Genomic DNA, 24,651 nt, shown 5'->3' on the forward strand with positions numbered 1-24,651 from the left:
ACGATCCGGGTAACGACAGCCCTACCACCGTACGACGCCGAGACGGCCGGGCCGCCCCCTCGCGGGGCGGCCCGGCCGTCTCGGACGCGGCTCAGGCGTTCTTCTTCTGCTCCAGGGCGGCGACCGCGCGCTCGGTCACCTCGTCCACCTTGCCGAGGGCGGAGATGGTCACCAGGAGGCCCTGCTCCTGGTAGTAGCCGATGATCGGCTCCGTCTTGGAGTGGTACTCCTCCAGGCGGACCCGGACGGCTTCCTCGGTGTCGTCGGAGCGCTGGTACAGCTCTCCGCCGCACTCGTCGCAGACGCCCTCGACCTTCGGCGGGTTGTACACCACGTGGAACACGTGGGCGCCGTTGTTGCGGCACAGCCGGCGACCGGCGATCCGCTTGACGACCTCGTCCTCGGGGACCTCCAGGTCCAGCACGCCGTCCAGCGTGATGCCCTGCTCGGCGAGGAACCCGTCCAGCGCCTCGGCCTGGCCAAGGTTGCGCGGGAAGCCGTCCAGCAGGAAGCCGGCGGCGGCGTCCTCCTGGAGCATCCGGTCCTTGGCCATCCCGATGGTCACCTCGTCGGGCACCAGGCGGCCGGCGTCCATGTACGCCTTCGCCTCGAGGCCCAGCGGGGTGCCCTGGCTGATGTTGGCGCGGAACAGGTCACCGGTCGAGATGTGGGGAATGGACAGGGTCTTGGCCAGAACGTGCGCCTGAGTACCCTTCCCGGCCCCGGGGGGTCCGACGAGGACGATTCGCATCAGCGGAGGAACCCTTCGTAATTGCGCTGCTGGAGTTGGCTCTCGATCTGCTTCACAGTTTCGAGTCCGACGCCGACGACGATGAGCACGGAGGTGCCGCCGAACGGGAAGTTGGTCTGCTGTCCGAAGGCGACCAGGGCGATCATCGGGATCAACGCGATCAGGCCCAGGTAGAGCGACCCCGGCCACGTGATGCGGGTGAGCACGTAGTTCAGGTACTCGGCCGTCGGTCGGCCGGCCCGGATGCCCGGGATGAAGCCACCATACTTCTTCATATTGTCGGCAACTTCTTCGGGGTTGAAGGAGATGGCCACGTAGAAGAAGGCGAAGAACACGATCAGCACGAAGTACGTGACCATGTAGATCGGGTGGTCGCCCTTGACGAAGTGGTTCTTGACCCAGATCGCCCAGCCGGCCTGAGAGTTCGTCAGCTGCACCACGAGCGCCGGGATGTACAGCAGCGACGAGGCGAAGATGACCGGGATCACACCGGCCTGGTTGACCTTCAGCGGGATGTAGGTCGAGGTTCCGCCGAACGCCCGGCGGCCGATCATCCGCTTCGCGTACTGCACCGGGATCCGGCGCTGCGCCTGCTCGACGAAGATGACCAGGCAGACCACGATGATGCCGACCAGGATCACCGAGGCGAACTCGCCCCAGCCGTCCAGCAGCTTGCCGGACTGCTTGATCGCCCACATCGAGCCCGGGAAACCGGCGGCGATCGAGGTGAAGATCAGGATGGACATGCCGTTGCCGATGCCGCGGTCGGTGATCAGCTCACCCAGCCACATGATCACGGTGGTGCCCGCGGTCATGATCACGACCATCGTGGCGATCCGGAAGATCGACTGGTCGGGCACGATGTCCCGGGCGTAGACACAGCCCGAGAACAGGGCGCCGCTGGACGCGGTCGCGATGATGCCGGTGCCCTGGAGCACCGCCAGCGCGATGGTCAGGTACCGGGTGTACTGGGTGATCTTCGCGTTACCGGCCTGCCCCTCCTTCTTCAGCGCCTCGAGTCGCGGAATGACGACGGTGAGCAGCTGCAGGATGATGCTGGCCGTGATGTACGGCATGATGCCGAGCGCGAAGATGGTCAACTGCAGCAGCGCGCCGCCGCTGAACAGGTTGACCAGGCCGAACAGGCCTTGCTTGCTCTCCTTCACGCATTCGTGCACGTACGTGAAGTTGACCCCTGGTACGGGGATGTGCGCGCCCAGCCGGAACAGCACCATGATGCCCAGCGTGAACAGCAGCTTCTTGCGCAGGTCGGGCGTCTGGAACGCCCGCGCGAACGCACTGAGCACGGTGCCTCCTGCGCCTCCCGCGCGTCGTCGGCGGAAGGGTCGGTCCTGATGTGGGGAAAGGGAACTTCAGGGACTCTAACAGTGCCCGGGTACTTGGCAGAAGCGCGTACCGCCGCTCCCCCACTCACGGGGTACGGCTTGCCCGGGTTTGACACACAAATCCAGCACACGCGTTCCCGCCGGAAACGCGGCCGGGCCCCGGCCCGCCTTTCACAAAGGCGGGCCGGGGCCCGGTTTCTGTCCGTGCGTCAGATCGACGACGTCACAGCAGCTCGGTGACCGAGCCGCCGGCGGCGGTGATCTTCTCGGCGGCGGAGCCGGAGACGGCGTCGACCGTCACCTGCAGCGCCACCGCGATGTCGCCCTGGCCGAGGACCTTGACGAGCTCGTTCTTGCGAACGGCGCCCTTCGCGATCAGGTCGGCCACGGTGACCTCGCCACCGTTCGGGTAGAGCTCGGCCAGGCGGTCCAGGTTCACGACCTGGAACTGCTTGTGGGCCGGGTTCTTGAAGCCCTTCAGCTTCGGCAGGCGCATGTGGAGGGGCATCTGGCCACCCTCGAAGCGCTGCGGAACCTGGTAGCGGGCCTTGGTGCCCTTGGTACCACGACCGGCGGTCTTACCCTTGGAGCCCTCACCACGACCGACGCGGATCTTGTCGGTCTTGGCGCCCGGGGCGGGACGCAGGTTGTGGATCTTGATCGGGTTGTCAGACATGATCAGTCCACCTCCTCGACCGTGACGAGGTGACGAACGGTGTGGACCATGCCGCGGATCTCCGGGCGGTCCTCCTTCACCACGGTGTCGTTCAGCCGCTTGAGGCCGAGCGAACGCAGGGTGTCACGGTGGTTCTGCTTGCTACCGATGTACGACTTGGTCTGGGTGACCTTCAGGCGAGCCATCAGGCGCTCACCCCAGCCGCACGGGCCCGGAGCAGCGCGGCCGGGGCCACGTCCTCCAGGGGCAGGCCACGACGGGCGGCGATCTCCTCGGGGCGCACGAGGCCCTTCAGAGCGGCCACGGTGGCGTGCACGATGTTGATCGCGTTGTCCGAGCCGAGCGACTTCGACAGGATGTCGTGGACGCCGGCGCACTCCAGGACGGCACGCACCGGGCCACCGGCGATAACACCGGTACCGGGGGACGCCGGCTTCAGCAGCACGACGCCGGCGGCCTTCTCGCCCTGGATCGGGTGCGGGATGGTGCCCTGGATACGGGGGACCTTGAAGAAGTTCTTCTTGGCCTCCTCAACACCCTTGGCGATGGCGGCCGGAACCTCCTTCGCCTTGCCGTAACCGACACCCACGGTGCCGTCACCGTCGCCCACCACGACCAGCGCGGTGAAGCTGAAACGACGACCACCCTTGACAACCTTGGCGACACGGTTGATCGCGACCACGCGCTCGACGTAAGCGGTCTTCTCGGCGACCGGGGCTCCGCCCCGATCGTCACGCTTACGGTCGCGCCGCTCGCCACCGGTGCCGCGACCGGCGCCGCCTTCGCGGCGCTGGGGTCCAGCCATTGGAATTACCTCTCTCGTTTACGTCCGTCGACAGAGTCGACGAGCGGCTTAGAAGTCGAGCCCGGCCTCGCGGGCCGCGTCCGCCAGGGCGGCGATGCGGCCGGCGTACCGGTTGCCCGCGCGGTCGAAGACGACCGACTCGACGCCGGCGGCCTTGGCGCGCTCGGCGACCAGGCTTCCGACCTTCTTGGCCAGCTCGGTCTTGTCGCCCTCGGTGCCCTTGATGGACACATCGAGGGTGGACGCCGACGCCAGGGTGTGACCCTTGGCATCGTCGATGACCTGGGCGACCATGTGGCGGTTCGAACGCGTCACGACGAGGCGCGGACGCACCTCGGTGCCGACGACGCGCTTGCGAACGCGGATGGCGCGGCGCTTGCGGGCGGCGTTCTTGTAGGCGTTGCCCTTGCCGATCTTGACAGAGACGCTCATCGCTTACTTACCACTCTTTCCGACCTTGCGGCGGATGACCTCGCCCGCGTACTTGACGCCCTTGGCCTTGTACGGGTCGGGCTTGCGCAGCTTGCGGATCTTCGCGGCGATCTCGCCGACCTTCTGCTTGTCGGTGCCGTCCACGTGGAACTTGGTGGGCGACTCGACGACGAAGGAGATGCCCTCCGGCGCCTCGACCAGGATCGGGTGGCTGTAGCCCAGCGCGAACTCCATGTTGGAGCCCTTCGCCGTGACTCGGTAACCGACACCGCTGATCTCCAGCGACTTGCGGTAGCCCGCGGTCACGCCGGTGATCATGTTCGCCACCAGCGTGCGCGAAAGGCCGTGCAGGGCCTTCGACTGACGCTCGTCGTTCGGGCGGGTGACGAGCAGAGTGCCGTCCTCGCCCTTGCCGATTTCGATCGGCGCGGCGACGACGTGGGTGAGGGAGCCCTTGGGGCCCTTCACCGAGACCGTCTGGCCGTCGATGGTGACGTCCACACCAGCGGGAACCTGGATGGGCAGCCGTCCAATGCGCGACATTGCTGTACCTCCGTTTCCCGGATTACCAGACGTAGGCGAGAACTTCTCCGCCTACGCCCTTCTTGGCGGCCTGCTTGTCGGTCAGGAGGCCGGAGGACGTGGAGATGATCGCCACGCCCAGGCCGCCGAGAACCTTCGGCAGGTTGGTGGACTTTGCGTAAACACGCAGACCCGGCTTGCTGATGCGCTTGATGCCGGCGATGGAGCGCTCACGGTTCGGACCGAACTTGAGCTCGATGGTCAGCTTCTTGCCGACCTCGTTCTCGGTGGGGTCCTCAACCTTGTAGGAGGAGATGTACCCCTCCTGCTGCAGGATCTCGGCGACATGCGCCTTGATCTTGCTCGACGGCATCACGACGGAGTCGTGGTACGCCGAGTTGGCGTTACGCAGACGAGTGAGCATGTCTGCGATGGGGTCGGTCATGGTCATGGTGGCCTCAGGCCTCTCTCGCCGTGGTTTCTCCGCACCAGGTCCCCCTTCGCGCACTCGTGAAAGAGTGCGAAAGGGGCACAAGCGCAGGGGACCTACGACGTAGTAAGACTGGGTTGTGCGAGCCCTCAAACGAGAGCCGCAGGCTACCCGGAAGGGGCGCTGCGGCAGGGGCCCGACCCCACAACCTTACGGGATCCGGTACAGGAACCCAAAAATCGGGGGCCGGGCACCACTGCTTCGCTGGTCAGAGCAGCTGGTAAGGACTACCAGGAGCTCTTGGTCACGCCCGGCAGCTCGCCGCGGTGCGCCATCTCACGGAGGCACACACGGCACAGGCCGAACTTGCGGTACACCGAGTGCGGGCGGCCGCAGCGCTGGCACCGGGTGTAAGCCCGGACGCCGAACTTCGGCTTGCGCTCGGACTTAGCGATCAGGGCCTTCTTCGCCATGGCTCACGCCTCCTTGAACGGGAAGCCCAGAGCGCGCAGGAGCGCCCGGCCCTCATCGTCGGTCTGAGCGGTGGTCACGACGGTGATGTCCATACCGCGCTGACGGTCGACCTTGTCCTGGTCGATCTCGTGGAACATGACCTGCTCGGTCAGACCGAAGGTGTAGTTGCCACGGCCGTCGAACTGCTTGGGCGAGAGGCCGCGGAAGTCACGGATACGCGGCAGAGCCAGCGACACCAGACGGTCCACGAACTCCCACATGCGGTCACCACGGAGGGTGACGTGGGCGCCGATCGGCTGACCCTCGCGCAGCTTGAACTGCGCGATGGACTTGCGGGCCTTGGTCACGGCCGGCTTCTGACCGGTGATCGCGGTCAGGTCCTTGATGGCGCCTTCGATCAGCTTGCTGTCACGGGCGGCCTCGCCGACACCCATGTTGACCACGACCTTGACCAGGCCGGGGATCAGCATGACGTTCTCGTACGAGAACTGCTCGTGCAGCTGACCCTTGATCTCGGAGTTGTAACGCTCCTTGAGACGGGGGGTCACCTTCTCAACAGTCGTCTCAGACATCAGATGTCCTCACCGGTCCGCTTGGCAACGCGGATCTTGTTGCCCTGGTCGTCAAAGCGGTAGCCGACGCGGGTAACGACCTTCTTGCCGTCCTTCTCCACGACCAGCTGGACGTTGGAGACGTGCACCGGGGCCTCGACGGTCACGATGCCACCCTGCGTGCCGGGGCCCGGCTTGGTGTGCTTCTTGACCCGGTTGACACCCTCGACCAGGACCTTGTTCTCAGCGGGGATGGCCTGGATGACCTTGCCCTGCTTGCCCTTGTCCTTGCCGGTGATGACCTGGACCAGGTCACCCTTCTTGATCTTCATGCTGTTCGCCATGGGTTAGAGCACCTCCGGCGCCAGCGAGATGATCTTCATGAACTTCTTGTCACGCAGCTCGCGGCCCACCGGGCCGAAGATGCGGGTACCGCGGGGGTCGCCATCGGTGTTCTTGAGAACCACAGCGGCGTTCTCGTCGAAGCGGATGTACGAACCGTCCGGACGGCGGCGCTCCTTGACGGTGCGAACGATGACGCACTTGACGACGTCACCCTTCTTCACCGAACCGCCGGGGATCGCGTCCTTGACGGTGGCGACGATGACGTCCCCGATACCGGCGTAGCGGCGACCGGAGCCACCGAGAACGCGGATGCAGAGAATCTCCTTGGCACCCGTGTTGTCGGCGACGCGCAGTCGCGACTCCTGCTGGATCACAGCTTTCTCCTGATCGTCAACAAGTGTTGACGGGCCGGCCGCTGCTCACACCCGCACCCCTGGGGGTCTGGTGCACATACGGCCGTACCGCGAACAACCTTGTTACTTGGCCTTCTCGAGGATCTCGACGACGCGCCAGCGCTTCGTCGCGGACAGCGGCCGGGTCTCCATCAGGAGGACACGGTCGCCGACACCGCACGCGTTCTGCTCGTCGTGCGCCTTCAGCTTGTTGGTACGGCGGATGACCTTGCCGTACAGCGCGTGCTTGACGCGGTCCTCGACGGCGACGACGACGGTCTTGTCCATCTTGTCGCTGACGACGAGACCCTCACGGGTCTTGCGGAAACCGCGCGTCTCGTTGGTGTTCTCAGTCATCAGGCGTTCTCCACCGTCTCGATGCCCAGCTCGCGCTCGCGCATCAGGGTGTAGATCCGCGCGATGTCCTTACGGACCAGCCGAAGCCGGCCGTGGTTGTCGAGCTGCCCGGTCGCCGCCTGGAAGCGGAGGTTGAACAGCTCCTCCTTGGCCTCACGCAGCTTCGCAACGAGGGCCTCGTTGTCCAGCTCGCGAAGCTCCGCAGCCTTGGTAGCGGCCGACATCAGCTTTCACCGTCCTCGCGCCGAACGATCCGGCACTTCATCGGAAGCTTGTGCGCGGCACGCGTGAGCGCCTCGCGGGCAATCTTCTCGTTCGGGTACGACAGCTCGAACATGACCCGGCCCGGGTGCACGTTCGCGATCCACCACTCCGGCGAACCCTTACCGGAACCCATGCGGGTCTCGGCCGGCTTCTTGGTGAGCGGGCGGTCCGGGTAGATGTTGATCCAGACCTTGCCGCCACGGCGGATGTGACGGGTGATCGCGATACGAGCGGACTCGATCTGACGGTTCGTCACGTAGGCCGGGGTGACGGCCTGGATGCCGAACTGGCCGAACGCCAGCTCGGTGCCACCCTTGGAAGCGCCACGGCGCTTCGGGTGGTGCTGCTTGCGGTGCTTGACCCGGCGAGGGATCAGCATGGGGTCAGGCCTCCGTTCCGGTGTTCTCGGCAGCCGGCGCCTCGGTCACCGGGGCCGCAGTGGCCTCGGCAGCGGCGGGACGACGGCCGCGGCCACCACGCTCGCCACCACGGCGCTCGCCACCGCGGGCGGGACGACCACCCTCGGGACGGGCCGGGCGGTTGCCCGAGCGGGCAGCGGCGTTCTCAGCGCGGACCTCGGCGATGTTCTTGACGTCGCCCTTGTAGATCCAGACCTTCACGCCGATGCGGCCGAAGGTGGTCTTGGCCTCGAAGAAGCCGTAGTCGACGTTCGCGCGCAGGGTGTGCAGCGGCACACGGCCTTCGCGGTAGAACTCCGAACGGCTCATCTCGGCGCCGCCGAGACGACCGGAGCACTGGACCTTGATGCCCTTGGCGCCGGCCTTCATGGTCGACTGCATGCTCTTACGCATGGCGCGACGGAAGGAGACGCGGGAGGACAGCTGCTCCGCGACGCCCTGAGCCACGAGCTGGGCGTCCAGCTCGGGGTTCTTGACCTCGAGGATGTTCAGCTGGACCTGCTTGCCGGTCAGCTTCTCCAGGTTGCCCCGGATCTTGTCGGCCTCCGCGCCGCGGCGGCCGATCACGATGCCCGGACGGGCGGTGTGGATGTCCACGCGGACGCGGTCACGGGTGCGCTCGATCTCCACCTTCGAGATGCCGGCGCGCTCCATGCCCTTCGTCATGAGACGCCGGATGGCGACGTCTTCCTTGACGTAGTCCTTGTACAGCTTGTCGGCGTACCAGCGGGACTTGAAGTCCGTGCTGATGCCGAGGCGGAACCCGTGCGGGTTAACCTTCTGGCCCATTACCGGGTCCCTTCCTTGCTGCTGACGACCACGGTGATGTGGCTGGTCCGCTTGCGGATCCGGTAGGCACGGCCCTGGGCACGCGGACGGAACCGCTTCAGGGTCGGGCCCTCGTCAACGTACGCCTCGGAGATGTAGAGGTCGTCCACGTTGGAGTGGTTGTAGTTGTGCGCGGCGTTGGCAATGGCGCTGTTGAGCACCTTGCCGACCGGCACGGTGGCGGCCTGCGGAGCGAAACGCAGGACCGCCTGGGCCTCCGCAGCCGGCAGGCCGCGGATGAGGTCCACCACGCGGCGGGCCTTCATGGGCGTCACGCGGATGTACCGCGCCTGAGCCCTGGCTTCCATGGTTGTCCCCTTAAGGAGTTAAGTCACTGAGTCTTACTGGCGCTTAAAGCTCGGAAGCGATTAGCGGCGCTTCGACTTGCGGTCTTCCTTCACGTGCCCCTTGAAGGTGCGCGTGGGAGCGAACTCGCCGAGCTTGTGGCCGACCATCGACTCGGTGACGAACACCGGGACGTGCTTGCGGCCATCGTGTACCGCGATCGTGTGGCCGAGCATGGCCGGGGAGATCACGGAACGACGGGACCAGGTCTTGATGACGTTCTGCGTGCCCGCCTCGTTCTGCACGTCCACCTTCTTCTGAAGGTGGCCGTCGATGAAGGGGCCCTTCTTGAGACTGCGCGGCATCTGACCTGCTCCTAGCGCTTCTTGTTGGTCTTGCGGCGGCGCACGATGAGCTTGTCCGACGCCTTGTTCGGGCGACGGGTGCGGCCCTCGGGCTTGCCCCACGGCGAGACCGGGTGGCGACCACCGGAGGTCTTACCCTCACCACCACCGTGCGGGTGGTCGATCGGGTTCATGGCCACACCACGCACGGTCGGGCGGACGCCCTTCCAGCGCATACGGCCGGCCTTGCCCCAGTTGATGTTCGACTGCTCGGCGTTGCCGACCTCGCCGACGGTCGCGCGGCAGCGCGCGTCCACCAGGCGGATCTCGCCGGAGGGCATGCGCAGGTGCGCCATGCGACCCTCACGGGCGAGCAGCTGGATGCCGGCACCCGCGGAGCGGGCCATCTTGGCGCCACCGCCGGGACGGAGCTCCACCGCGTGGATGGTGGTACCGACCGGGATGTTGCGCAGCGGCAGGTTGTTGCCCGGCTTGATGTCGGCCCCGGGGCCGTTCTCGATCCGGTCACCCTGCGCCACGCCGCGGGGGGCGATGATGTAGCGCTTCTCGCCGTCCGCGTAGTGCAGGAGCGCGATGCGCGCAGTGCGGTTCGGGTCGTACTCGATGTGCGCGACCTTGGCCGGCACGCCGTCCTTGTCGTGACGACGGAAGTCGATCAGACGGTAGGCGCGCTTGTGACCGCCACCCTGGTGGCGAGCAGTGACACGACCGGCGTTGTTACGGCCGCCCTTGCTGTGCAGCGGGCGAACCAGCGACTTCTCCGGCGTGGACCGCGTGATTTCGACGAAGTCGGCCACGCTGGAGCCACGGCGGCCCGGCGTAGTCGGCTTGTACTTGCGGATACCCATTTCTGTCCTCGTCCTTGACGACGATCGCAGTCCCTGACCCTAGGGTCAGGCGACCGGACCACCGAAGATGTCGATGCGGTTGCCCTCGGCCAGCGTCACGATCGCGCGCTTGGTGTCCTTGCGCTTGCCGAAACCGGTGCGGGAGCGCTTGCGCTTGCCCTGGCGGTTCAGCGTGTTCACGGCCTCGACCTTGACCGAGAAGACCGCCTCGACGGCCTGCTTGATCTGGGTCTTGTTGGCACCGGGAGCCACGACGAACGTGTACTTGTTCTCGTCGAGGAGCGAGTAGCTCTTCTCGGAGATGACCGGCTTGATCAGGACGTCACGGGGGTCCGTGAACGTCTTGGAGGTGATCTCGCTCATCAGGCGGCAGTCCCTTCGAGCTCGCCCTCAGCAGCAACGGCCTTGGCGGACGCGGCCGGACCGGCCACGAAACGCTCGAAGGCGGCCTGGGTGAAGACCACATCGTCGGAGACGAGCACGTCGTAGGTGTTCAGCTGGCCGGCGTCCAGGATGTGCACGTTCGCCAGGTTGCGGGCGGACAGGATGCCCAGCTCGTCCTCGCGCTCGACCACCAGGAGGAGGTTCTTGCGCTCGGAGATCTTGCCGAGCAGGCTCTTCGCGGCCTTGGTCGACGGCGCCTCGGTGGCAACCACGCCGGTGACGACGTGGATGCGGTTGTGGCGGGCCCGGTCCGTGAGCGCACCGCGGAGCGCGGCGGCGATCATCTTCTTCGGGGTCCGCTGCGAGTAGTCACGCGGCACGGGACCGTGCACGACGCCACCACCGGCGAACTGCGGCGCGCGGGTCGAGCCCTGACGGGCACGACCGGTGCCCTTCTGGCGGTACGGCTTCTTGCCGCCACCACGGACCTCGCCACGACGCTTGACCTTGTGAGTGCCCTGACGGGCCGCAGCGAGCTGCGCCACGACGACCTGGTGCATCAGCGGAACGCTGACCTTGGCGTCGAAGATCTCGGCGGGCAGCTCGAGGCTGCCGGCCTTGTCGCCGGCCGGCGACAGAATGTCAATGGTGCTCATATCCTTCACAGCCCCTTCGCCGCGGTGCGGACGAGGACGAGGCCGCCGTTCGGACCCGGGATCGCGCCCTTGATGAGCAGCAGACCCTTCTCCGCGTCGACCGCGTGCACGGTCAGGTTCTGGGTGGTCACGCGCTCGTGACCCATCCGACCCGCCATACGCATGCCCTTGAACACACGGCCCGGGGTGGCGCAGCCACCGATGGAACCGGGGGAACGGTGCTTGCGCTGGGTGCCGTGACCGGCGCCGAGGCCCTTGAAGTTGTGACGCTTCATGACACCGGCGAAGCCCTTGCCCTTGGAGGTGCCGGTCACGTCGACCTTGACACCCGCCTCGAACAGCTCGGCGGTGATCTCCTGGCCCAGGGTGTACTCGGACGCGTCCGAGGTACGGAGCTCGACCAGGTGGCGGCGGGGGGTGACACCGGCCTTGGCGAAGTGGCCCTGGAGGGGCTTGTTCACCTTGCGGGGGTCGATCTCGCCGAAGCCGATCTGCACGGCGTCGTAGCCGGCCGGGCTGTCGGCGGTGTGGACCTGGGTCACGACATTGGGCCCAGCCTTGACGACGGTCACCGGGACGACCCGGTTGTTCTCGTCCCAGACCTGGGTCATGCCGAGCTTCTCGCCCAGGATGCCCTTAATCTGCTTAGCCATCTTCGGTGCGCCTCTCAGAGCTTGATCTCGATGTCGACACCGGCCGGCAGGTCGAGACGCATCAGCGAGTCAACCGTCTTCGGCGTGGGGTCGAGGATGTCGATCAGACGCTTGTGAGTGCGCATCTCGAAGTGCTCGCGCGAGTCCTTGTACTTGTGCGGCGAGCGGATGACGCAGTACACGTTCTTCTCAGTGGGCAGCGGCACCGGGCCCGCGACCTGCGCACCAGTACGGATCACCGTCTCGACGATCTTCTTCGCCGAGGAGTCGATGACCTCGTGGTCGTAGGCCTTGAGCCGGATGCGGATCTTCTGTCCCGCCATGGCTACCTTGTAGTCCTTCGTTCGTGAGTTGCCGCACGACTCCTCCTCCGACCCCCGCGCTCGGGCGTGTCGCACTCGCGCTTGCAAAAAACCGGCGAAGAATCTCGTCGGTCTCGAATTGCTGGGGGAGGTGAGCCGGATCGAGGCCCCGCACACGCTTCCCGGAAGATTCCCGTACTTTCGCCCCGCAGCTGCCGCGGTGTCGCTTACACACCACTGCACCCACATACAGCACGTGGGCACATGAACGGCCATTCACGGGAACGACGAGTACATGGGACTCGCTTCCGGTCCTCCCGGCGGGAGGCGCGCAGCATCGGCACTCAACCGAGCAACCCGGACATCCTGCCACAGAACGCGGCCGAGACGCCAATCGGGTGGATCCGACCATGATCGGATCCACCCGAGCGGGTGAGCTGGTCAGACGTTCGACGGGGCTCAGCGGCGCCAGATCACGTAGCCGCCGCCGTACTCGCGGTCGGGGTGCTTGTTGACCTTGACGACGTGCCAGCCGGACGGGGCCTTCGGCCAGCTGGTGGCCGGGTCGGCGTCCGGGGCGTCCTTCGGCAGCGGGACCACGGCGACGTTCGCCGCGGCCGGCGGCGGGGTGCCGTAGCGCAGGCTGACCGTCCAGACCCGGCCCGGGTAGACCAGGTAGCTCTGGGCCATCCGCAGGCCCCAGTCGACGTCCCACTCCATCACCAGGTTGTCGCCGGGCCGGAGTTCGGCGTCCTGGGCGAAGCCGACCGCGATCGCCTTCTTGTAGCCGGTGTAGTAGCGGTTGGTGATGTGGGTGCTCATCACCGAGGTGGCCAGCACCGCGAAGCCGGTCAGCAGCACGCCCAGCAGCCAGCCGGAGCGGCGGCCGGCCAGCAGCCGCACCAGCACGCAGCCGGCCAGCACCAGCAGGGCGCCCGCGGTGGTGCGCCAGAGGTGCAGCTCGGTCCAGTTGTGGGCCAGGAACAGCGCGTCCGGCATGGTCCACGGGATGATGTCGACCTTGTGCAGCGCCGGGCCGACCAGCCGCACCACCACGCCGCCGGTGGCCACCATGAACAGCGAGCCGCCGGCCCACAGCCACAGCACCTGACGGCGGGTCAGCCGGACCAGCGCGGCCGCCCCGATCACGAAGAAGACCGGCACCAGCGGGGCCAGGTAGCGGGCGTACACCCAGTTGTCGACGCGCGCGTCGTTGCCCAGGCCCGCCGAGGAGGCCAGCGCCACCCCGGCCACCAGGGCGAGCAGGCAGAACGAGACCACCCGGTCGGCGACCGCGAAGCGGCGGCTGAACACCGCCACCAGGCACAGCACCACGGCCACCGCGGCCAGGCCGTACGAGCTGGTGGTGAAGTACCACCACTGGCCGACCACCCGCTTCAGCGTGCGCAGCAGCAGGTGGGTGTCGATCAGGTTCTTCACCACCTGGGTGCCGACCGAGCTGGCCGGGCTGTCCTTGAACTGGGCCTGCACCCAGATCGCGAACAGCTTGTCCAGCACGCCGCCGACCGCCAGCACCGCCAGCCCGGTCCAGGAGGCCCGCCTGGGCGCCCAGCGCCGCACCAGCGCCGCCACCAGCACCAGGCAGGTCAGCGCCACCACCACGCCGCCGCGGTCGTGGGTGGCCATCGCGTACGCCGCCAGCGCGCCGGTGCCGGCCGCGTACCAGGAGCGGCGGCGCACCGTGCCCGCGGACAGCCAGCCGTGCATGGTGATCGCCCAGGCCAGCAGGATGACCGTGAAGACCGTCTCGGACATCGCGTACTCGGCGTAGAAGACCACCGGCCCGAGCGCCGCGGCGGCCGTGCCGATCAGCAGCGCCGCCGGGCGGGACAGCGCGAGCCGGCGCAGCGCCAGGTAGGCCAGCGGGAAGACCAGCGCGCTGACCAGCGCGTTGGTCGCCATCACCAGCCGGAAGATGCTCTCCGCGTCGTGGCCCAGCCGGTAGGCCGGGACCAGCAGCAGCGGGTAGCCGCCGGGGATGACCACGCCGACCGGCATCTCGGTGGTCGGATGGCCGGCCAGCACCCGGGCGATCGCCAGGTACGAGGCCTCGTCCGCGTGGATCACCGGGAAGGTGTGGCCGCGCGACAGCACCCAGCGGAAGGCCGCCTGGGCGAGGTACCCGGCCAGCAGGGCGAACGCCCACAGGCCGCGCCTGCCGGGCCGCTCGGCGCCGCCGGACGGCTCGCGCTGCGCCGGCCCGTCCGCCGCCGCGGTCCGTGCCGCGGTGCCGGTTATGGTGTCCACCCGCCGTTCCCCCTGACTGTCCGTCGGCATGGTCAGCCGCTCTGCCGCGATCCGCCGGTCAGTGCGTGCCGGGCCATCACCTTGGCGCCGTCCGCTCGGCCGTGGCGCAGCGCGCCCGGCAGCATGGTCAGCGCGTGCAGCCGCGACGCGCTGTGGAACCGGGCCGCGCGGGCGGCCTTGGGCCAGCCGCGGGCGTCCATCCGCTCGGCGACCGCGGTGAAGTACTTCTCGGCCTCGGTGAACCGGGAGCCGGAGAAGGCCTGCACCGAGGACTCGCTGACCGCGTGCCGGCGGTACTGGAAGACCGGGGCGCCGCCGTCGATCACCATCTGCTCGCCCAGCTCCAGCAGGTCGACCACCAGCGCCAGGTCCTGGATCACCGAGTAGTCGTCGCGGAAGTTGACCTGCCGCAGCGCCTCGCCGCGCCAGCAGATGGACGGGAAGTACAGCCAGTTGCCGCGCAGCACGCTGGCCGCCAGCTCCTCGCCGCCCATCAGCCGGCGCCCCTCCACCTTGGGCGCGTACAGCCGGCGCTTGGTCTGGTCGACCAGGCCGGAGGTGACGTTGCCGTCGCCGTCGATCACCTCGACGCCCGGCTGCACCATGCCCGCGCCCGGGTGCTCCTTGAGCACCGCGCGCACGGTCTCCAGGTAGGTCGGGTGCAGCAGGTCGTCGCAGCCCATGATGACCACGTGCTCGGCCTCGGAGAGCCGCACGCACTTCTGGAAGTTCTTGGTGATGCCGAGGTTCTGCTCGTTGCGCAGGTAGTGCACCCGCTCGTCGCCGAGCGAGGCGAACCAGCCGGGGACCTCCGGCTCGCGGCCGTCGTCGATCACCACGAGGCGGAAGTCACCGTCGGTCTGGGCCAGGACGCTGCGCACGGCGTCCTGCATCAGTCGCACGTCCCCGTAGTACGGGAGCATGAAGTCGAAGCCGGCCACCGGGTCAGACCTTCAGCGTGGAGGAGGGCTTGGGCTCGTCGGTGCTGAGCCGCTCCTCGTTGCTGCGCACGCCCTCGTTGATCGCGACGGTGCGGGCCAGGTCGGTGAGCTTCTTCTCGATCGAGCGGAAGCGCAGGAAGGTGTTCAGGGTCAGGAAGCCGACGCCCAGCACCATCACGTACAGCACCAGGTCGGTGCCGCGGCCGACACCGAGCTGGTGGGCCAGCCAGGTGACGTCGCCCGGGCGGAGCACCGCGTAGATGTTCGCGATCACGAAGACCGAGAACGCGATGCGCTTCCAGGCGCGGGTGTTGGCGCGGTCCCAGCGCCGGATGAACATCAGTGCCAGCGAGACCGAGCCCAGGATGAGGACCAGCTGGATCCAGAAGAACTTCATCGGCGGCCACGCTCCCGCAAGGAGATGTCGAAGAGGATGTTGACGCCGTTGATCAGGGACTGACCCTTGGCGCGCGAGTATTCGGTGTACAGGATGTCGACCGGCAGCTCGGCGACCCGCAGGTCGGAGCCGGCCAGGAAACTGACGATCTCGGAGGCGTGCGCCATGCCGTTCATGGTGATCCGGATGCGCCCGGCCGCCTCACGGTTGAGCACCCGCAGCCCGTTGTGGGCGTCGGTCAGCTTGAGCTTGCGCGCGGTCGGGCTGACCGCGGCGGCGGTGCGCAGCACGACCCGCTTGATCCACGGCACCTGGCCGTTCTGCTCGATGAAGCGCGAGCCGAGCACCACGTCGGCGGTGCCGGTGCGCAGCAGCTCGACCATCTTCTCGACGTCGGCCGTCTGGTGCTGGCCGTCGGCGTCGAAGGTGGCGAAGAACTCGGCGCCGGGCTGCTCCAGGGCGTACTTCAACCCGGTCTGCAGCGCCGCGCCCTGGCCCAGGTTCACCGGGTGGCGGACCAGGTGGGCACCGGTCTCGCCGACGTGCTTCGCGGTGTCGTCGGCGCTGCCGTCGTCCACCACGACGATGTTCGGGAAGGTCTTGCGGGCCTCCTCCACCACGTCGGCGATCACCTGGCCCTCGTTGTAGGCCGGGATCACCAGCCAGACATCGTCGTATAGGGACACAGAGGCTCCAACGTGGGACGGCCGCGCCGGGGGTGGCGCGGTGGTCGGTATCTTGTCGAGGATCGGCACGCTCTACTCCCCGGAGACGGAGGCGCGCACGGGACCGGTTCCGGCGCGGTCGGCTTCGGCCGACGGCGCTGCGGCGCGGTCGCGGAAGCTCAGCCTGAGCGCGGTCAGCATACCGAGCACGGTGGCGAGCGAGCCAAGCGCGTACGCCAGGATCACCCGGGTCGCGACGTCGCCGGGCACGAAGGTGACCCCGACCAGGACGGCCGTTCCCACCGCCCAGCACAGCAGTTGCAGGTGGTGCCGGTGGAAGACCATCAGCGCCTGGCCGAGCACCATCGCGAACATGTAGGCGACGGTGCCGAGCGAGAGCAGGAAGAAGTCCAGGTGCCCGAGGACCGGCTTGGCGCCGAACAGCACCTGGATCAGCCACGGGCCGAGCATCGTGGCGGGGATGCCGCCGGCCACGCCGAGCGCCCCCACCACCAGGCCGATCTTGCGCAGCATCGCGGAGAACGCCGCCCGGTCGCCGGCCGCGAAGGCCGCGGACAGCCCGTTGAGCAGCGAGGCCTGCAGCGAGCCGAAGACGAACAACGGCACCCGGGCCAGCACCAGCGCGTTCAGCAGCGCGGCGATCAGCACGCTGTCGGTGGGCGCGAGCAGCTTGGTGCTCATCACCGCGGCGTTGACCACCACCTGCGACAGCAGGGTGGAGCAGATCAGCAGGCCGAGGCCGCCGGACAGCTCCCGCCAGCCGATCACCCCGCCGGGCCGCAGCCCGCGCACCAGCGGCGGCAGGGTGACCAGCACGGCGACCACCGGGGCGACCGCCAGCACCAGGCTGAACGCCAGCGCCGAGTGCAGCCCGGCCACCATGCATCCGGCCGCCAGCACGATCCGCAGGCCGCCGTCGACGGCGAGCTGGGTGCCGTAGGCGCCGAACCGGCCGAGGCCGGCCAGGATGCCGCGGGTCAGGTAGCACAGGGCCATTCCGGTGAACGCCCCGCCGAGCGCGGCGACCAGCGAGCGGTCGCCGTGGAACAGCGCGTCGGCCAGCGGGTCGGCCGCCAGGCCGAGCGCCAGCAGGGTGGCGCCGAGGATCGCCGCGGTCAGCGCGCCGGCCCGGCGCAGCACCGGGGTGGCGCCGTGGCCGTCGACCGCGCGGGCGGCGACGATCCGGGTGAGCTCCTGCTCGATCGGGAAGAACACGCCGATGCCGACCGACATCACGATCGTCCAGAGCACCGAGACGTTGGCCATCGCGTCGGTGGACAGGCTGTGCCCGGCCACGCCGAGGTGCACGTAGGACGCGGCGCCGAGCACGACGGTGCCGCCGGCGACCGCGACGGTCCCCGGCGGCAGCGCCGTTGCGAGCTTGGCGAACACGCCTCTCATCGGTTTCTCCCGGCGGCGGCGAGCTCGGCGAAGACCGGGGTGGCCAGCGCGGCTGCCAGCTGCTCGCGCCAGTCGGGCAGCGGGGCGAGGCCGGCCGCGGCCCAGCGGTCGTGGCCGAGCACACTGAAAGCGGGTCGGACGGCGGGACTGGGGAAGGCCGCCGAGGTGGTCGGGCGGATCCGCTCGGGGTCCAGGCCGGCCAGCCGGTAGGTCTCCCGGGCCAGTCCGCACCAGGTGGTGCGGCCGCTCGCGGTGCCGTGGTAGACGCCCGCGGGGGCGGTGCCGGCCAGCGCGGCGGTGCCGAGCTCGACCAGTCGCCCGGCCAGCGCGTACGACCAGGTGGGCTGGCCCTGCTGGTCGTCGACCACGTCGAGGGTGTCACGCTGGGCGGCCAGCCGCAGCATGGTGGCGACGAAGTTCTTCCCGTGTTCGCCGTACAGCCACGCGGTGCGGACCACGTAGCCGTGCTCCGGCAGCAGTTCGGCCACGGCCTGCTCGCCGACCAGCTTGGAGCGGCCGTAGGCGTTGACCGGGGCGGTGGCGGCGTCCTCCGGGTACGGCTGCGTGGCGTCGCCGGGCAGCACGTAGTCGGTGGAGACGTGCAGCAGCACCGCGCCGACCTTGGCACAGGCCGCGGCGAGGTTGCGGACGCCGGCGCCGTTGACGGCGGTGGCGTCGGCCTCGGCGGTCTCCGCGCCGTCGACGTTGGTCCAGGCGGCGCAGTTGACGACCACCTGGTGGCCCTCGACCGCGGCGAGCACGGCGGCCGGGTCGGTGATGTCGAGGTCGGCGCGGCCGAGCGCGGTGGCCTCGGCGCCCGGGAGCTGGGCGAGGCGGGACAGCACGTCCTGCCCGAGCATCCCGGCGGCGCCGGTGACCAGCCAGCGGGTGGCGCCCGCGGTGTTCGCGGTCACTTCTGCAGCGCCGCCTTCGCCTTCAGCGGCTCCCACCAGGCGCGGTTCTCGCGGTACCAGGCGATGGTGGCGGCCAGGCCGTCCTCGAACTTGACCTGCGGCTGGTAGCCGAGCTCGCTGCTGATCTTGGAGATGTCGATCGAGTAGCGCAGGTCGTGGCCCTTGCGGTCCTCGACGTACTCGACCATGTCCCAGCTCGCGCCGGCCGCGTCCAGCAGCAGGCCGGTGAGCTCCTTGTTGGTGACCTCGGTGCCGCCGCCGATGTTGTAGACCTGCCCGGCGCGGCCGCCGCGCATCGCCAGGTCGATGCCGCGGCAGTGGTCCGAGACGTGCAGCCAGTCGCGGATGTTGCCGCCGTTGCCGTACAGCGGGACCTTCTTGCCGTCGATCAGGTTGGTCGTGAACAGCGGGATGACCTTCTCCGGGAACTGGTAGTGCCCGTAGTTGTTGGAGCAGCGGGTCACCACCACGTCCATGCCGTGGGTGCGGTGGTAGGCCAGCGCCAGCAGGTCGGAGGCCGCCTTGGAGGAGGAGTACGGGGAGTTCGGCTCCAGCGGCCACTCCTCGGTCCAGGAGCCCTCGCTGATCGAGCCGTACACCTCGTCCGTGGAGATGTGCACGAAGCGGCCGACGCCGTGCTTGCGGGCGGCGTCCAGGAGCACCTGGGTGCCGACCACGTTGGTCATCACGAACGGGCCCGCGCCCGCGATCGAACGGTCGACGTGCGACTCGGCGGCGAAGTGGACGACCACGTCGTGGCCGGCCATCACCTGGTCGACCGCCTCGACGTCGCAGATGTCGCCCTGCACGAAGCGGTAGCCCGGGAGGTGGGCCACCGGAGCGAGGTTCTCCTCGACACCCGAGTAGGTGAGCTTGTCGAAGACCGTGATCTGGGCAGTGGCGTCCGCTCCCAGCTGCTGGCGGACGAACTCAGAACCGATGAAGCCGGCGCCGCCGGTCACAAGGATGCGCATAGTGTCGCGAGTCTATCGCCCGCGCCGGGGTACCCCGGCCCCGGGCCGACCGGGCGGACACCTGCGTCGAATAGGGTGCTGCCATGCGTGGAATCCTTTTGGCCGGCGGTACCGGATCCCGGTTGTGGCCGCTGACCCGGGCAGTCTCGAAGCAGCTGCTCCCCGTCTTCGACAAGCCGATGATCTACTACCCGCTGTCCACTCTGGTGATGGCCGGTATCAGCGAGATCCTCATCATCACGACGCCCGAGGACCGGGCCCAGTTCGAGCGGCTGCTCGGCGACGGCTCGCAGTTCGGCCTGCGGCTGGAGTACGCCGTCCAGGAGCGCCCCGAGGGCATCGCCCAGGCCTTCCTGCTGGGCGCGGACTTCATCGGCGACGAGTCCGTGGCGCTGATCCTCGGCGACAACATCTTCCACGGCAGCGGCCTGGGCACCCGGCTCGCCGAGCACACCGGCGCCCAGGGCGGCCGGGTCTTCGCCTACCCGGTGGCCGACCCGACCGCGTACGGCGTGGTCGAGTTCGACGAGGCCGGCCGGGCCATCTCCATCGAGGAGAAGCCCGAGAAGCCGAAGTCCCGCTACGCGGTGCCCGGCCTGTACTTCTACGACAACCAGGTGGTGGAGATCGCCCGCGGCCTGAAGCCCAGCGCCCGCGGCGAGCTGGAGATCACCGCGGTGAACGAGGCCTACCTGAACGCGGGTGAACTTCAGGTGACGATCCTGGACCGCGGCACCGCGTGGCTCGACACCGGCACCCACGTGTCGATGGTGCAGGCCTCGGAGTTCGTCCGGGTCATCGAGGAGCGCCAGGGCTTCAAGATCGGCTGCATCGAGGAGGCGTGCTGGCGCGCCGGGCTGATCGACGGCGAGCAGCTGCGCGCGCTCGCCGAGCCGCTGCTGAAGAGCGGCTACGGCCAGTACCTGGTGCGCCTGCTGGAAGAGGAGGACGCGAAGTGAAGTTCCGCGAGCTCTCCATCGAGGGTGTCTTCGAGGTCACCCCGCAGCTGCACGGCGACCCGCGCGGCCTGTTCACCGAGTGGTACCGCTTCGACCGGCTCGCCGAGGTGGTCGGCCACCCGCTGAAGCTGGCGCAGGCCAACCTGTCGGTCTCCGCCCGCGGCGTGGTGCGCGGCATCCACTTCGCCGACGTGCCGCCGAGCCAGGCGAAGTACGTCACCTGCGTGCGCGGCGCGGTGCTCGACGTGATCGTCGACCTGCGGGTGGGCTCCCCCACCTTCGGCCGCTGGGAGGGCGTCCGGCTGGACGACACCGACCGCCGCGGGGTGTACATCCCCGAGGGCATGGGCCACGGCTTCTGCGCGCTGACCGACGACGCCACCCTGTCGTACCTGTGCTCGGAGACCTTCAACCCGACCGCCGAGCACTCCGTCCACCCGCTCGACCCCGACCTGGGCATCGAGTGGCCGGCCGACGACCCGCAGCTCTCCGCCCGCGACGCCGCCGCCCCGTCCTTCGCCGAGGCCCGCGAGTCCGGCCTGCTCCCGGACTACCAGGCCTGCCAGGACTTCTACCGCACCCTGAACCAGGCCTGACGGCCCGTCGGACTGACGGGACGACAGCGGCCGGGCGGCCTCCCCGCGAGGGGGGCCGCCCGGCCGTCTCACTCCCGGTGCGGACCGGTCAGGGCGTGCCGTCGACCGGCGCGTACAGGACGGTCACGCCGGACGGGCCCAGGTCGTGCTTGAGGCGGTTCGTCAGGGTCCAGTCGCCGACCAGTACGGTGGGCGGCTCGGAGAGGCCGGAGATCGCCTTGCGCAGGCTGGTGAGCGACTTCTGGTAGTCGATCTCGCCGGGCGCCGGGCTGCCGCCCATCTTGACGTTGTAGATCTCGTACAGCGGGACCATGTCCCCGGCCTGCTTCGACAGCAGCTGGGCCAGGAAGGTCTGCCGCAGGTTCTGGAACGAGTAGGTGCTGTACAGCGCGATCACCGGGCGGCTCTGGTCGATCCGCTTCATGTCGCGCCGGGCGAGCACCTGGCTGGTCTGCGAGTCGTCGACCTTGCTCGAGCCCTTCGCGAAGGCGACCAGGTCGCCGGTCTCGAAGGCGGTGGGGCTGTTCTTCTTCTCCGGGATGCCCTCGGCGGAGGGGAAGCCCCACTGGATGCCGGCGATCAGGCTGAAGGCGGCGCCGGTGGCCAGGACCGAGAGCAGCAGGTGGTCGCGGCGGCGGCGGACCAGGGGCTGGAGCAGCCAGCCGGTGGTGCCGAAGGCGATCACGGCGGTGATCAGGACCGCCATGGCGAGCTTCTCGAAGTAGTACGAGTAGTAGCCGATGGTGGCCTTCTGCCAGAGGCCGAAGACCAGCAGGACGCTTCCGCTGCCGAGCAGGGTCAGCAGCAGGGTGCGGGCCACGCCGGTGCGGCGGTTGCCGGGGACCAGCAGGGCGAGCAGCACCAGGAAGGCGCCGCCGACCAGCAGCGGGCGGTCCGCGGAGGCCATCGGGCCGGGCAGGTTGGAGGTCTTGGCGACGTCGAGTTCGCCGAGCACCGAGACCACGCTGGGGATCGCGGCGACCGCGAGCCCGCCGAGCAGCACCGCGAGCAGCGCCCGCCGGCGGCCGGCGAAGCGGCGCCGGTAGACCCAGCAGACCACCACCAGGGCGAGGCCGACGAAGGCGCCGTACAGGTTGTACGTGTAGGTGACGGTGACCAGCGCGGCGACCGAGACGGCGGCGAACTCGGCGGCGCCCATCGCGGGCCGCATCAGCAGCGCCATCGCGGCGGCCAGGAAGAGCAGGCCGATCAGCTCCGAATCGAAGCCGCGCAGCGAGAGTTTGACGGTCAGTCCGGAGAGCATCAGCGCGCCGACCACGGCGACCACCGCGGCCGCCCGCCAGCCGCGCAGGCGTGGTCCGCCGACCCAGCGGGCTGCCCACACCACGACCGCGCACAGCAGGGCGTTGGCGGCCAGCACGTACAGGAAGTACCGGTTCATCTCGCCGAGCACCGGCCCGGCGTCGTTGCCGCCGCGGACCAGCGCGTCGATCCAGGCGAGCAGGAAGTGCGAGCCCTGCGGGTAGACGCCCTCGGCGGGCGTCATCATGTACGTCCGGGCGGCGTCCTGGTGCAGGAAGGCGTAGCCGCCGAGTTCGCGGATGCCCTCGAAGTACGAGAAGTGCCCCATCCGGTCCTCGGAGACCAGGAAGTACGGCAGCCGGTCGGCGGCCGAGCGGCCGCGGATGGTGCCGTGCAGGTAGTACAGGACGACCGCGCCGACGCCGGCGATCACCAGGTCGGTTCCGCGCAGCCGCCGCCAGGGCAGTTCGGGGCGGCGGTCGGCCAGCCAGGCGGTGAGCACGACCGCGGTCAGCATGGTGCCGACGGTGGGCACCGGGGCGAGGCCCCAGGGCCAGACCGAGAACAGCAGGCCGAAGACCATCACCGATCCGGCCGTCACCAGTCCGGCCGCAACCAGCCGGTCGACCAGCCCGCCGCCGATCCGCAGCACGCTCGCCACCGCCAGCACCAGGAGCGGCAGCAGCAGCAGGTCGACGCCTGCCAGGTGGGTGAGCAACGGGACCAGCCAGGCCCCGGCGAGCCCGGCGGCCAGGGCGACCGGGGAGAGGTCGCGGCCGGCGGCGGTCTTCCGCCCGGGTAGGCGGCGCCGGGCCTTTACATTTTCCACAACAGCAGACGCAGGCACCGCAGGAGCATACCGGGTAACGCCGGAGGGCCCGGCCCCCTCCCTTGCGGGACGGGGCCGGGCCCTCCGAATGACCGATGGTCAGAAGATGTGAAATTACTTCACGATCTTGGTGACCTGGCCGGCGCCGACGGTGCGGCCACCCTCACGGATGGCGAACTTCAGGCCCTCCTCCATGGCGACCGGCTGGATCAGCGCGACCGTCATGGCGGTGTTGTCGCCCGGCATGACCATCTCGGTGCCCTCGGGGAGGGTCACGACGCCGGTCACGTCAGTGGTACGGAAGTAGAACTGCGGGCGGTAGTTGTTGAAGAACGGGGTGTGGCGGCCACCCTCGTCCTTCGACAGGATGTAGGCCTGGGCCTCGAAGTCGGTGTGCGGCGTGACCGAACCCGGCTTGATGATGACCTGGCCGCGCTCGACGTCCTCGCGCTTGATGCCGCGGAGCAGCAGACCGACGTTCTCACCGGCCTGGCCCTCGTCGAGCAGCTTGCGGAACATCTCGATACCGGTGACCGTGGTGGTGGTCTTGGTGGTCTTGATGCCGATGATGTCGACGGTCTCGTTGACCTTGAGGATGCCACGCTCGATACGACCGGTGACGACGGTGCCACGACCGGTGATCGTGAAGACGTCCTCGATCGGCATCAGGAACGGCTGGTCGGTGAGGCGAGCCGGGGTCGGGATGGCCTCGTCGACCGCGGCCATCAGGCCGAGGAGCTTCTCGCCCCACTCCTTGTCGCCCTCCAGCGCCTTCAGCGCGGAGACGCGGACGACCGGCAGGTCGTCGCCCGGGAACTCGTACTCGGAGAGGAGCTCACGGACCTCGAGCTCGACGAGCTCCAGGATCTCCTCGTCGTCCACCATGTCGGCCTTGTTCAGGGCGACGACGATGTAGGGGACGCCGACCTGGCGGGCCAGGAGCACGTGCTCCTTGGTCTGCGGCATCGGGCCGTCGGTGGCGGCGACGACGAGGATCGCGCCGTCCATCTGGGCCGCACCGGTGATCATGTTCTTGATGTAGTCGGCGTGACCCGGGCAGTCGACGTGGGCGTAGTGACGCGCCTCGGTCTGGTACTCGACGTGCGCGATCGAGATGGTGATACCGCGCTGCCGCTCCTCCGGCGCCTTGTCGATCTGGTCGAACGGCGTGAAGGGGTTGATCTCCGGGTACGCGTCGTGCAGCACCTTGGTGATGGCCGCGGTCAGCGTGGTCTTGCCGTGGTCGATGTGACCGATGGTGCCGATGTTGACGTGGGGCTTCGTCCGCTCGAACTTCGCCTTCGCCACTGCAGTCCTCCTGGGGACAGTTCTGTACGC

34 protein-coding genes are annotated in these 24,651 nt (G+C 68.7%); 2 read left to right on the top strand and 32 right to left on the bottom strand.

Features of this window, described 5'->3' with window-relative positions:
- Positions 1–91 precede the first annotated feature (91 nt).
- The 30 genes from ACWD4U_RS01040 to rfbB form a co-directional block, all read right to left on the bottom strand.
- Positions 92–751 carry an adenylate kinase gene (locus ACWD4U_RS01040; protein WP_363459884.1) on the bottom strand — a complete coding sequence of 220 codons (660 nt, stop codon included), beginning with the start codon at positions 749–751 and terminating at the stop codon, positions 92–94.
- Positions 751–2,058, bottom strand: a complete 1,308-nt coding sequence (secY, locus tag ACWD4U_RS01045) for a preprotein translocase subunit SecY (RefSeq protein WP_363459885.1) — start codon at positions 2,056–2,058, stop codon at positions 751–753. The genes ACWD4U_RS01040 and secY overlap by 1 nt, the downstream gene beginning before the upstream one ends.
- A 262-nt stretch (positions 2,059–2,320) precedes the next feature.
- The gene (gene rplO, locus ACWD4U_RS01050; protein ID WP_449787058.1) at positions 2,321–2,773 is read right to left on the bottom strand and encodes a 50S ribosomal protein L15; all 453 of its coding nucleotides are present in this window, start codon (positions 2,771–2,773) and stop codon (positions 2,321–2,323) included.
- Positions 2,774–2,775: 2 nt separating this feature from the next.
- The gene (gene rpmD / locus ACWD4U_RS01055) at positions 2,776–2,958 is read right to left on the bottom strand and encodes a 50S ribosomal protein L30 (RefSeq protein WP_014136270.1); all 183 of its coding nucleotides are present in this window, start codon (positions 2,956–2,958) and stop codon (positions 2,776–2,778) included.
- Entirely contained in the window at positions 2,958–3,578 is a 621-nt protein-coding gene (gene rpsE, locus ACWD4U_RS01060; protein ID WP_449787059.1) for a 30S ribosomal protein S5, read from the bottom strand. Before rpsE ends, rpmD begins: the two co-directional genes overlap by 1 nt.
- Positions 3,579–3,626: 48 nt before the next feature.
- A complete protein-coding gene (gene rplR, locus ACWD4U_RS01065) occupies positions 3,627–4,010 on the bottom strand; it encodes a 50S ribosomal protein L18 (RefSeq protein WP_035863513.1) in 384 nt (127 codons plus the stop codon).
- A 3-nt stretch (positions 4,011–4,013) separates the two neighbouring features.
- Positions 4,014–4,553, bottom strand: coding sequence for a 50S ribosomal protein L6 (gene rplF / locus ACWD4U_RS01070; RefSeq protein WP_363462161.1), 540 nt, complete (start codon positions 4,551–4,553; stop codon positions 4,014–4,016).
- Between the two features lie 22 nt (positions 4,554–4,575).
- Positions 4,576–4,983: a 30S ribosomal protein S8 gene (gene rpsH, locus ACWD4U_RS01075; RefSeq protein WP_043914570.1), complete on the bottom strand. Its 408-nt coding sequence runs from the start codon at positions 4,981–4,983 to the stop codon at positions 4,576–4,578.
- Positions 4,984–5,249: 266 nt separating this feature from the next.
- Positions 5,250–5,435, bottom strand: a complete 186-nt coding sequence (locus tag ACWD4U_RS01080; RefSeq protein WP_008747480.1) for a type Z 30S ribosomal protein S14 — start codon at positions 5,433–5,435, stop codon at positions 5,250–5,252.
- 3 nt (positions 5,436–5,438) lie between these two features.
- Entirely contained in the window at positions 5,439–6,008 is a 570-nt protein-coding gene (rplE, locus tag ACWD4U_RS01085) for a 50S ribosomal protein L5 (protein WP_345697573.1), read from the bottom strand.
- Complete coding sequence (rplX, locus tag ACWD4U_RS01090; protein ID WP_033214113.1) at positions 6,008–6,319, bottom strand: 50S ribosomal protein L24; 312 nt, start codon at positions 6,317–6,319, stop codon at positions 6,008–6,010. The genes rplE and rplX overlap by 1 nt, the downstream gene beginning before the upstream one ends.
- Positions 6,320–6,334: 15 nt before the next feature.
- Positions 6,335–6,706 carry a 50S ribosomal protein L14 gene (rplN, locus tag ACWD4U_RS01095; protein ID WP_030263487.1) on the bottom strand — a complete coding sequence of 124 codons (372 nt, stop codon included), beginning with the start codon at positions 6,704–6,706 and terminating at the stop codon, positions 6,335–6,337.
- Positions 6,707–6,808: 102 nt separating this feature from the next.
- Entirely contained in the window at positions 6,809–7,081 is a 273-nt protein-coding gene (rpsQ, locus tag ACWD4U_RS01100; protein WP_014136278.1) for a 30S ribosomal protein S17, read from the bottom strand.
- Complete coding sequence (gene rpmC / locus ACWD4U_RS01105; protein WP_030457414.1) at positions 7,081–7,305, bottom strand: 50S ribosomal protein L29; 225 nt, start codon at positions 7,303–7,305, stop codon at positions 7,081–7,083. The genes rpsQ and rpmC overlap by 1 nt, the downstream gene beginning before the upstream one ends.
- Positions 7,305–7,724 (bottom strand): 50S ribosomal protein L16, encoded by a 420-nt coding sequence (gene rplP / locus ACWD4U_RS01110; RefSeq protein WP_014136280.1) that lies wholly within the window; start codon positions 7,722–7,724, stop codon positions 7,305–7,307. Before rplP ends, rpmC begins: the two co-directional genes overlap by 1 nt.
- A 4-nt stretch (positions 7,725–7,728) precedes the next feature.
- A complete protein-coding gene (gene rpsC, locus ACWD4U_RS01115) occupies positions 7,729–8,553 on the bottom strand; it encodes a 30S ribosomal protein S3 (RefSeq protein ID WP_363462166.1) in 825 nt (274 codons plus the stop codon).
- Positions 8,553–8,900 (bottom strand): 50S ribosomal protein L22, encoded by a 348-nt coding sequence (gene rplV, locus ACWD4U_RS01120; RefSeq protein ID WP_363462168.1) that lies wholly within the window; start codon positions 8,898–8,900, stop codon positions 8,553–8,555. Before rplV ends, rpsC begins: the two co-directional genes overlap by 1 nt.
- 60 nt (positions 8,901–8,960) lie before the next feature.
- Positions 8,961–9,242, bottom strand: coding sequence for a 30S ribosomal protein S19 (gene rpsS / locus ACWD4U_RS01125; protein ID WP_043914586.1), 282 nt, complete (start codon positions 9,240–9,242; stop codon positions 8,961–8,963).
- Between the two features lie 11 nt (positions 9,243–9,253).
- Entirely contained in the window at positions 9,254–10,090 is an 837-nt protein-coding gene (rplB, locus tag ACWD4U_RS01130) for a 50S ribosomal protein L2 (protein ID WP_449787060.1), read from the bottom strand.
- A 45-nt stretch (positions 10,091–10,135) separates the two neighbouring features.
- Entirely contained in the window at positions 10,136–10,453 is a 318-nt protein-coding gene (rplW, locus tag ACWD4U_RS01135; RefSeq protein WP_033214018.1) for a 50S ribosomal protein L23, read from the bottom strand.
- Positions 10,453–11,130: a 50S ribosomal protein L4 gene (gene rplD / locus ACWD4U_RS01140; protein WP_363451059.1), complete on the bottom strand. Its 678-nt coding sequence runs from the start codon at positions 11,128–11,130 to the stop codon at positions 10,453–10,455. The genes rplW and rplD overlap by 1 nt, the downstream gene beginning before the upstream one ends.
- Before the next feature lie 5 nt (positions 11,131–11,135).
- Entirely contained in the window at positions 11,136–11,783 is a 648-nt protein-coding gene (rplC, locus tag ACWD4U_RS01145; protein WP_035863529.1) for a 50S ribosomal protein L3, read from the bottom strand.
- 14 nt (positions 11,784–11,797) lie between these two features.
- Positions 11,798–12,106: a 30S ribosomal protein S10 gene (gene rpsJ / locus ACWD4U_RS01150; protein WP_012785157.1), complete on the bottom strand. Its 309-nt coding sequence runs from the start codon at positions 12,104–12,106 to the stop codon at positions 11,798–11,800.
- 438 nt (positions 12,107–12,544) lie between these two features.
- Positions 12,545–14,353 (bottom strand): hypothetical protein, encoded by a 1,809-nt coding sequence (locus ACWD4U_RS01155; protein ID WP_363451062.1) that lies wholly within the window; start codon positions 14,351–14,353, stop codon positions 12,545–12,547.
- A gap of 32 nt (positions 14,354–14,385) precedes the next feature.
- On the bottom strand, positions 14,386–15,294 hold the full coding sequence (locus ACWD4U_RS01160) for a glycosyltransferase family 2 protein (protein ID WP_363451064.1): 909 nt from the start codon (positions 15,292–15,294) through the stop codon (positions 14,386–14,388).
- 4 nt (positions 15,295–15,298) lie between these two features.
- Positions 15,299–15,691: a DUF2304 domain-containing protein gene (locus tag ACWD4U_RS01165; protein WP_363451066.1), complete on the bottom strand. Its 393-nt coding sequence runs from the start codon at positions 15,689–15,691 to the stop codon at positions 15,299–15,301.
- Positions 15,688–16,377, bottom strand: a complete 690-nt coding sequence (locus tag ACWD4U_RS01170) for a glycosyltransferase family 2 protein (RefSeq protein WP_363451068.1) — start codon at positions 16,375–16,377, stop codon at positions 15,688–15,690. The genes ACWD4U_RS01165 and ACWD4U_RS01170 overlap by 4 nt, the downstream gene beginning before the upstream one ends.
- A gap of 72 nt (positions 16,378–16,449) precedes the next feature.
- On the bottom strand, positions 16,450–17,778 hold the full coding sequence (locus ACWD4U_RS01175; RefSeq protein ID WP_363451070.1) for a polysaccharide biosynthesis protein: 1,329 nt from the start codon (positions 17,776–17,778) through the stop codon (positions 16,450–16,452).
- Positions 17,775–18,692, bottom strand: a complete 918-nt coding sequence (gene rfbD, locus ACWD4U_RS01180) for a dTDP-4-dehydrorhamnose reductase (protein ID WP_363451072.1) — start codon at positions 18,690–18,692, stop codon at positions 17,775–17,777. Before rfbD ends, ACWD4U_RS01175 begins: the two co-directional genes overlap by 4 nt.
- A complete protein-coding gene (gene rfbB, locus ACWD4U_RS01185; protein ID WP_363451074.1) occupies positions 18,689–19,666 on the bottom strand; it encodes a dTDP-glucose 4,6-dehydratase in 978 nt (325 codons plus the stop codon). The genes rfbD and rfbB overlap by 4 nt, the downstream gene beginning before the upstream one ends.
- An 83-nt stretch (positions 19,667–19,749) precedes the next feature.
- On the opposite strand from rfbB, the gene rfbA reads away from it, so the two are divergent.
- Both rfbA and rfbC read left to right on the top strand, forming a co-directional pair.
- Positions 19,750–20,625, top strand: coding sequence for a glucose-1-phosphate thymidylyltransferase RfbA (gene rfbA, locus ACWD4U_RS01190; RefSeq protein ID WP_363451076.1), 876 nt, complete (start codon positions 19,750–19,752; stop codon positions 20,623–20,625).
- Positions 20,622–21,221, top strand: coding sequence for a dTDP-4-dehydrorhamnose 3,5-epimerase (rfbC, locus tag ACWD4U_RS01195; protein ID WP_363451078.1), 600 nt, complete (start codon positions 20,622–20,624; stop codon positions 21,219–21,221). The genes rfbA and rfbC overlap by 4 nt, the downstream gene beginning before the upstream one ends.
- A gap of 88 nt (positions 21,222–21,309) precedes the next feature.
- On the opposite strand, the gene ACWD4U_RS01200 is transcribed toward rfbC, so the two are convergent.
- Both ACWD4U_RS01200 and tuf read right to left on the bottom strand, forming a co-directional pair.
- The gene (locus ACWD4U_RS01200; RefSeq protein WP_363451080.1) at positions 21,310–23,313 is read right to left on the bottom strand and encodes a hypothetical protein; all 2,004 of its coding nucleotides are present in this window, start codon (positions 23,311–23,313) and stop codon (positions 21,310–21,312) included.
- Positions 23,314–23,427: 114 nt separating this feature from the next.
- Complete coding sequence (gene tuf / locus ACWD4U_RS01205; RefSeq protein WP_363451082.1) at positions 23,428–24,621, bottom strand: elongation factor Tu; 1,194 nt, start codon at positions 24,619–24,621, stop codon at positions 23,428–23,430.
- Positions 24,622–24,651: the final 30 nt, after the last annotated feature.

It is taken from the genome of Kitasatospora sp. NPDC002522, from assembly GCF_053595195.1.

Coding starts and splice junctions, on each gene's coding strand:
- ACWD4U_RS01040 (WP_363459884.1), bottom strand. CDS start 751: ATGCGAATCGTCCTCGTCGGACCCCCCGGGGCCGGGAAGGGTACTCAG.
- rplO (WP_449787058.1), bottom strand. CDS start 2,773: ATGTCTGACAACCCGATCAAGATCCACAACCTGCGTCCCGCCCCGGGC.
- rpmD (WP_014136270.1), bottom strand. CDS start 2,958: ATGGCTCGCCTGAAGGTCACCCAGACCAAGTCGTACATCGGTAGCAAG.
- rpsE (WP_449787059.1), bottom strand. CDS start 3,578: ATGGCTGGACCCCAGCGCCGCGAAGGCGGCGCCGGTCGCGGCACCGGT.
- rplR (WP_035863513.1), bottom strand. CDS start 4,010: ATGAGCGTCTCTGTCAAGATCGGCAAGGGCAACGCCTACAAGAACGCC.
- rplF (WP_363462161.1), bottom strand. CDS start 4,553: ATGTCGCGCATTGGACGGCTGCCCATCCAGGTTCCCGCTGGTGTGGAC.
- rpsH (WP_043914570.1), bottom strand. CDS start 4,983: ATGACCATGACCGACCCCATCGCAGACATGCTCACTCGTCTGCGTAAC.
- ACWD4U_RS01080 (WP_008747480.1), bottom strand. CDS start 5,435: ATGGCGAAGAAGGCCCTGATCGCTAAGTCCGAGCGCAAGCCGAAGTTC.
- rplE (WP_345697573.1), bottom strand. CDS start 6,008: ATGTCTGAGACGACTGTTGAGAAGGTGACCCCCCGTCTCAAGGAGCGT.
- rplX (WP_033214113.1), bottom strand. CDS start 6,319: ATGAAGATCAAGAAGGGTGACCTGGTCCAGGTCATCACCGGCAAGGAC.
- rpsQ (WP_014136278.1), bottom strand. CDS start 7,081: ATGACTGAGAACACCAACGAGACGCGCGGTTTCCGCAAGACCCGTGAG.
- rpmC (WP_030457414.1), bottom strand. CDS start 7,305: ATGTCGGCCGCTACCAAGGCTGCGGAGCTTCGCGAGCTGGACAACGAG.
- rplP (WP_014136280.1), bottom strand. CDS start 7,724: ATGCTGATCCCTCGCCGGGTCAAGCACCGCAAGCAGCACCACCCGAAG.
- rpsC (WP_363462166.1), bottom strand. CDS start 8,553: ATGGGCCAGAAGGTTAACCCGCACGGGTTCCGCCTCGGCATCAGCACG.
- rplV (WP_363462168.1), bottom strand. CDS start 8,900: ATGGAAGCCAGGGCTCAGGCGCGGTACATCCGCGTGACGCCCATGAAG.
- rpsS (WP_043914586.1), bottom strand. CDS start 9,242: ATGCCGCGCAGTCTCAAGAAGGGCCCCTTCATCGACGGCCACCTTCAG.
- rplB (WP_449787060.1), bottom strand. CDS start 10,090: ATGGGTATCCGCAAGTACAAGCCGACTACGCCGGGCCGCCGTGGCTCC.
- rplW (WP_033214018.1), bottom strand. CDS start 10,453: ATGAGCGAGATCACCTCCAAGACGTTCACGGACCCCCGTGACGTCCTG.
- rplD (WP_363451059.1), bottom strand. CDS start 11,130: ATGAGCACCATTGACATTCTGTCGCCGGCCGGCGACAAGGCCGGCAGC.
- rplC (WP_035863529.1), bottom strand. CDS start 11,783: ATGGCTAAGCAGATTAAGGGCATCCTGGGCGAGAAGCTCGGCATGACC.
- rpsJ (WP_012785157.1), bottom strand. CDS start 12,106: ATGGCGGGACAGAAGATCCGCATCCGGCTCAAGGCCTACGACCACGAG.
- ACWD4U_RS01165 (WP_363451066.1), bottom strand. CDS start 15,691: ATGAAGTTCTTCTGGATCCAGCTGGTCCTCATCCTGGGCTCGGTCTCG.
- ACWD4U_RS01175 (WP_363451070.1), bottom strand. CDS start 17,778: ATGAGAGGCGTGTTCGCCAAGCTCGCAACGGCGCTGCCGCCGGGGACC.
- rfbB (WP_363451074.1), bottom strand. CDS start 19,666: ATGCGCATCCTTGTGACCGGCGGCGCCGGCTTCATCGGTTCTGAGTTC.
- rfbA (WP_363451076.1), top strand. CDS start 19,750: ATGCGTGGAATCCTTTTGGCCGGCGGTACCGGATCCCGGTTGTGGCCG.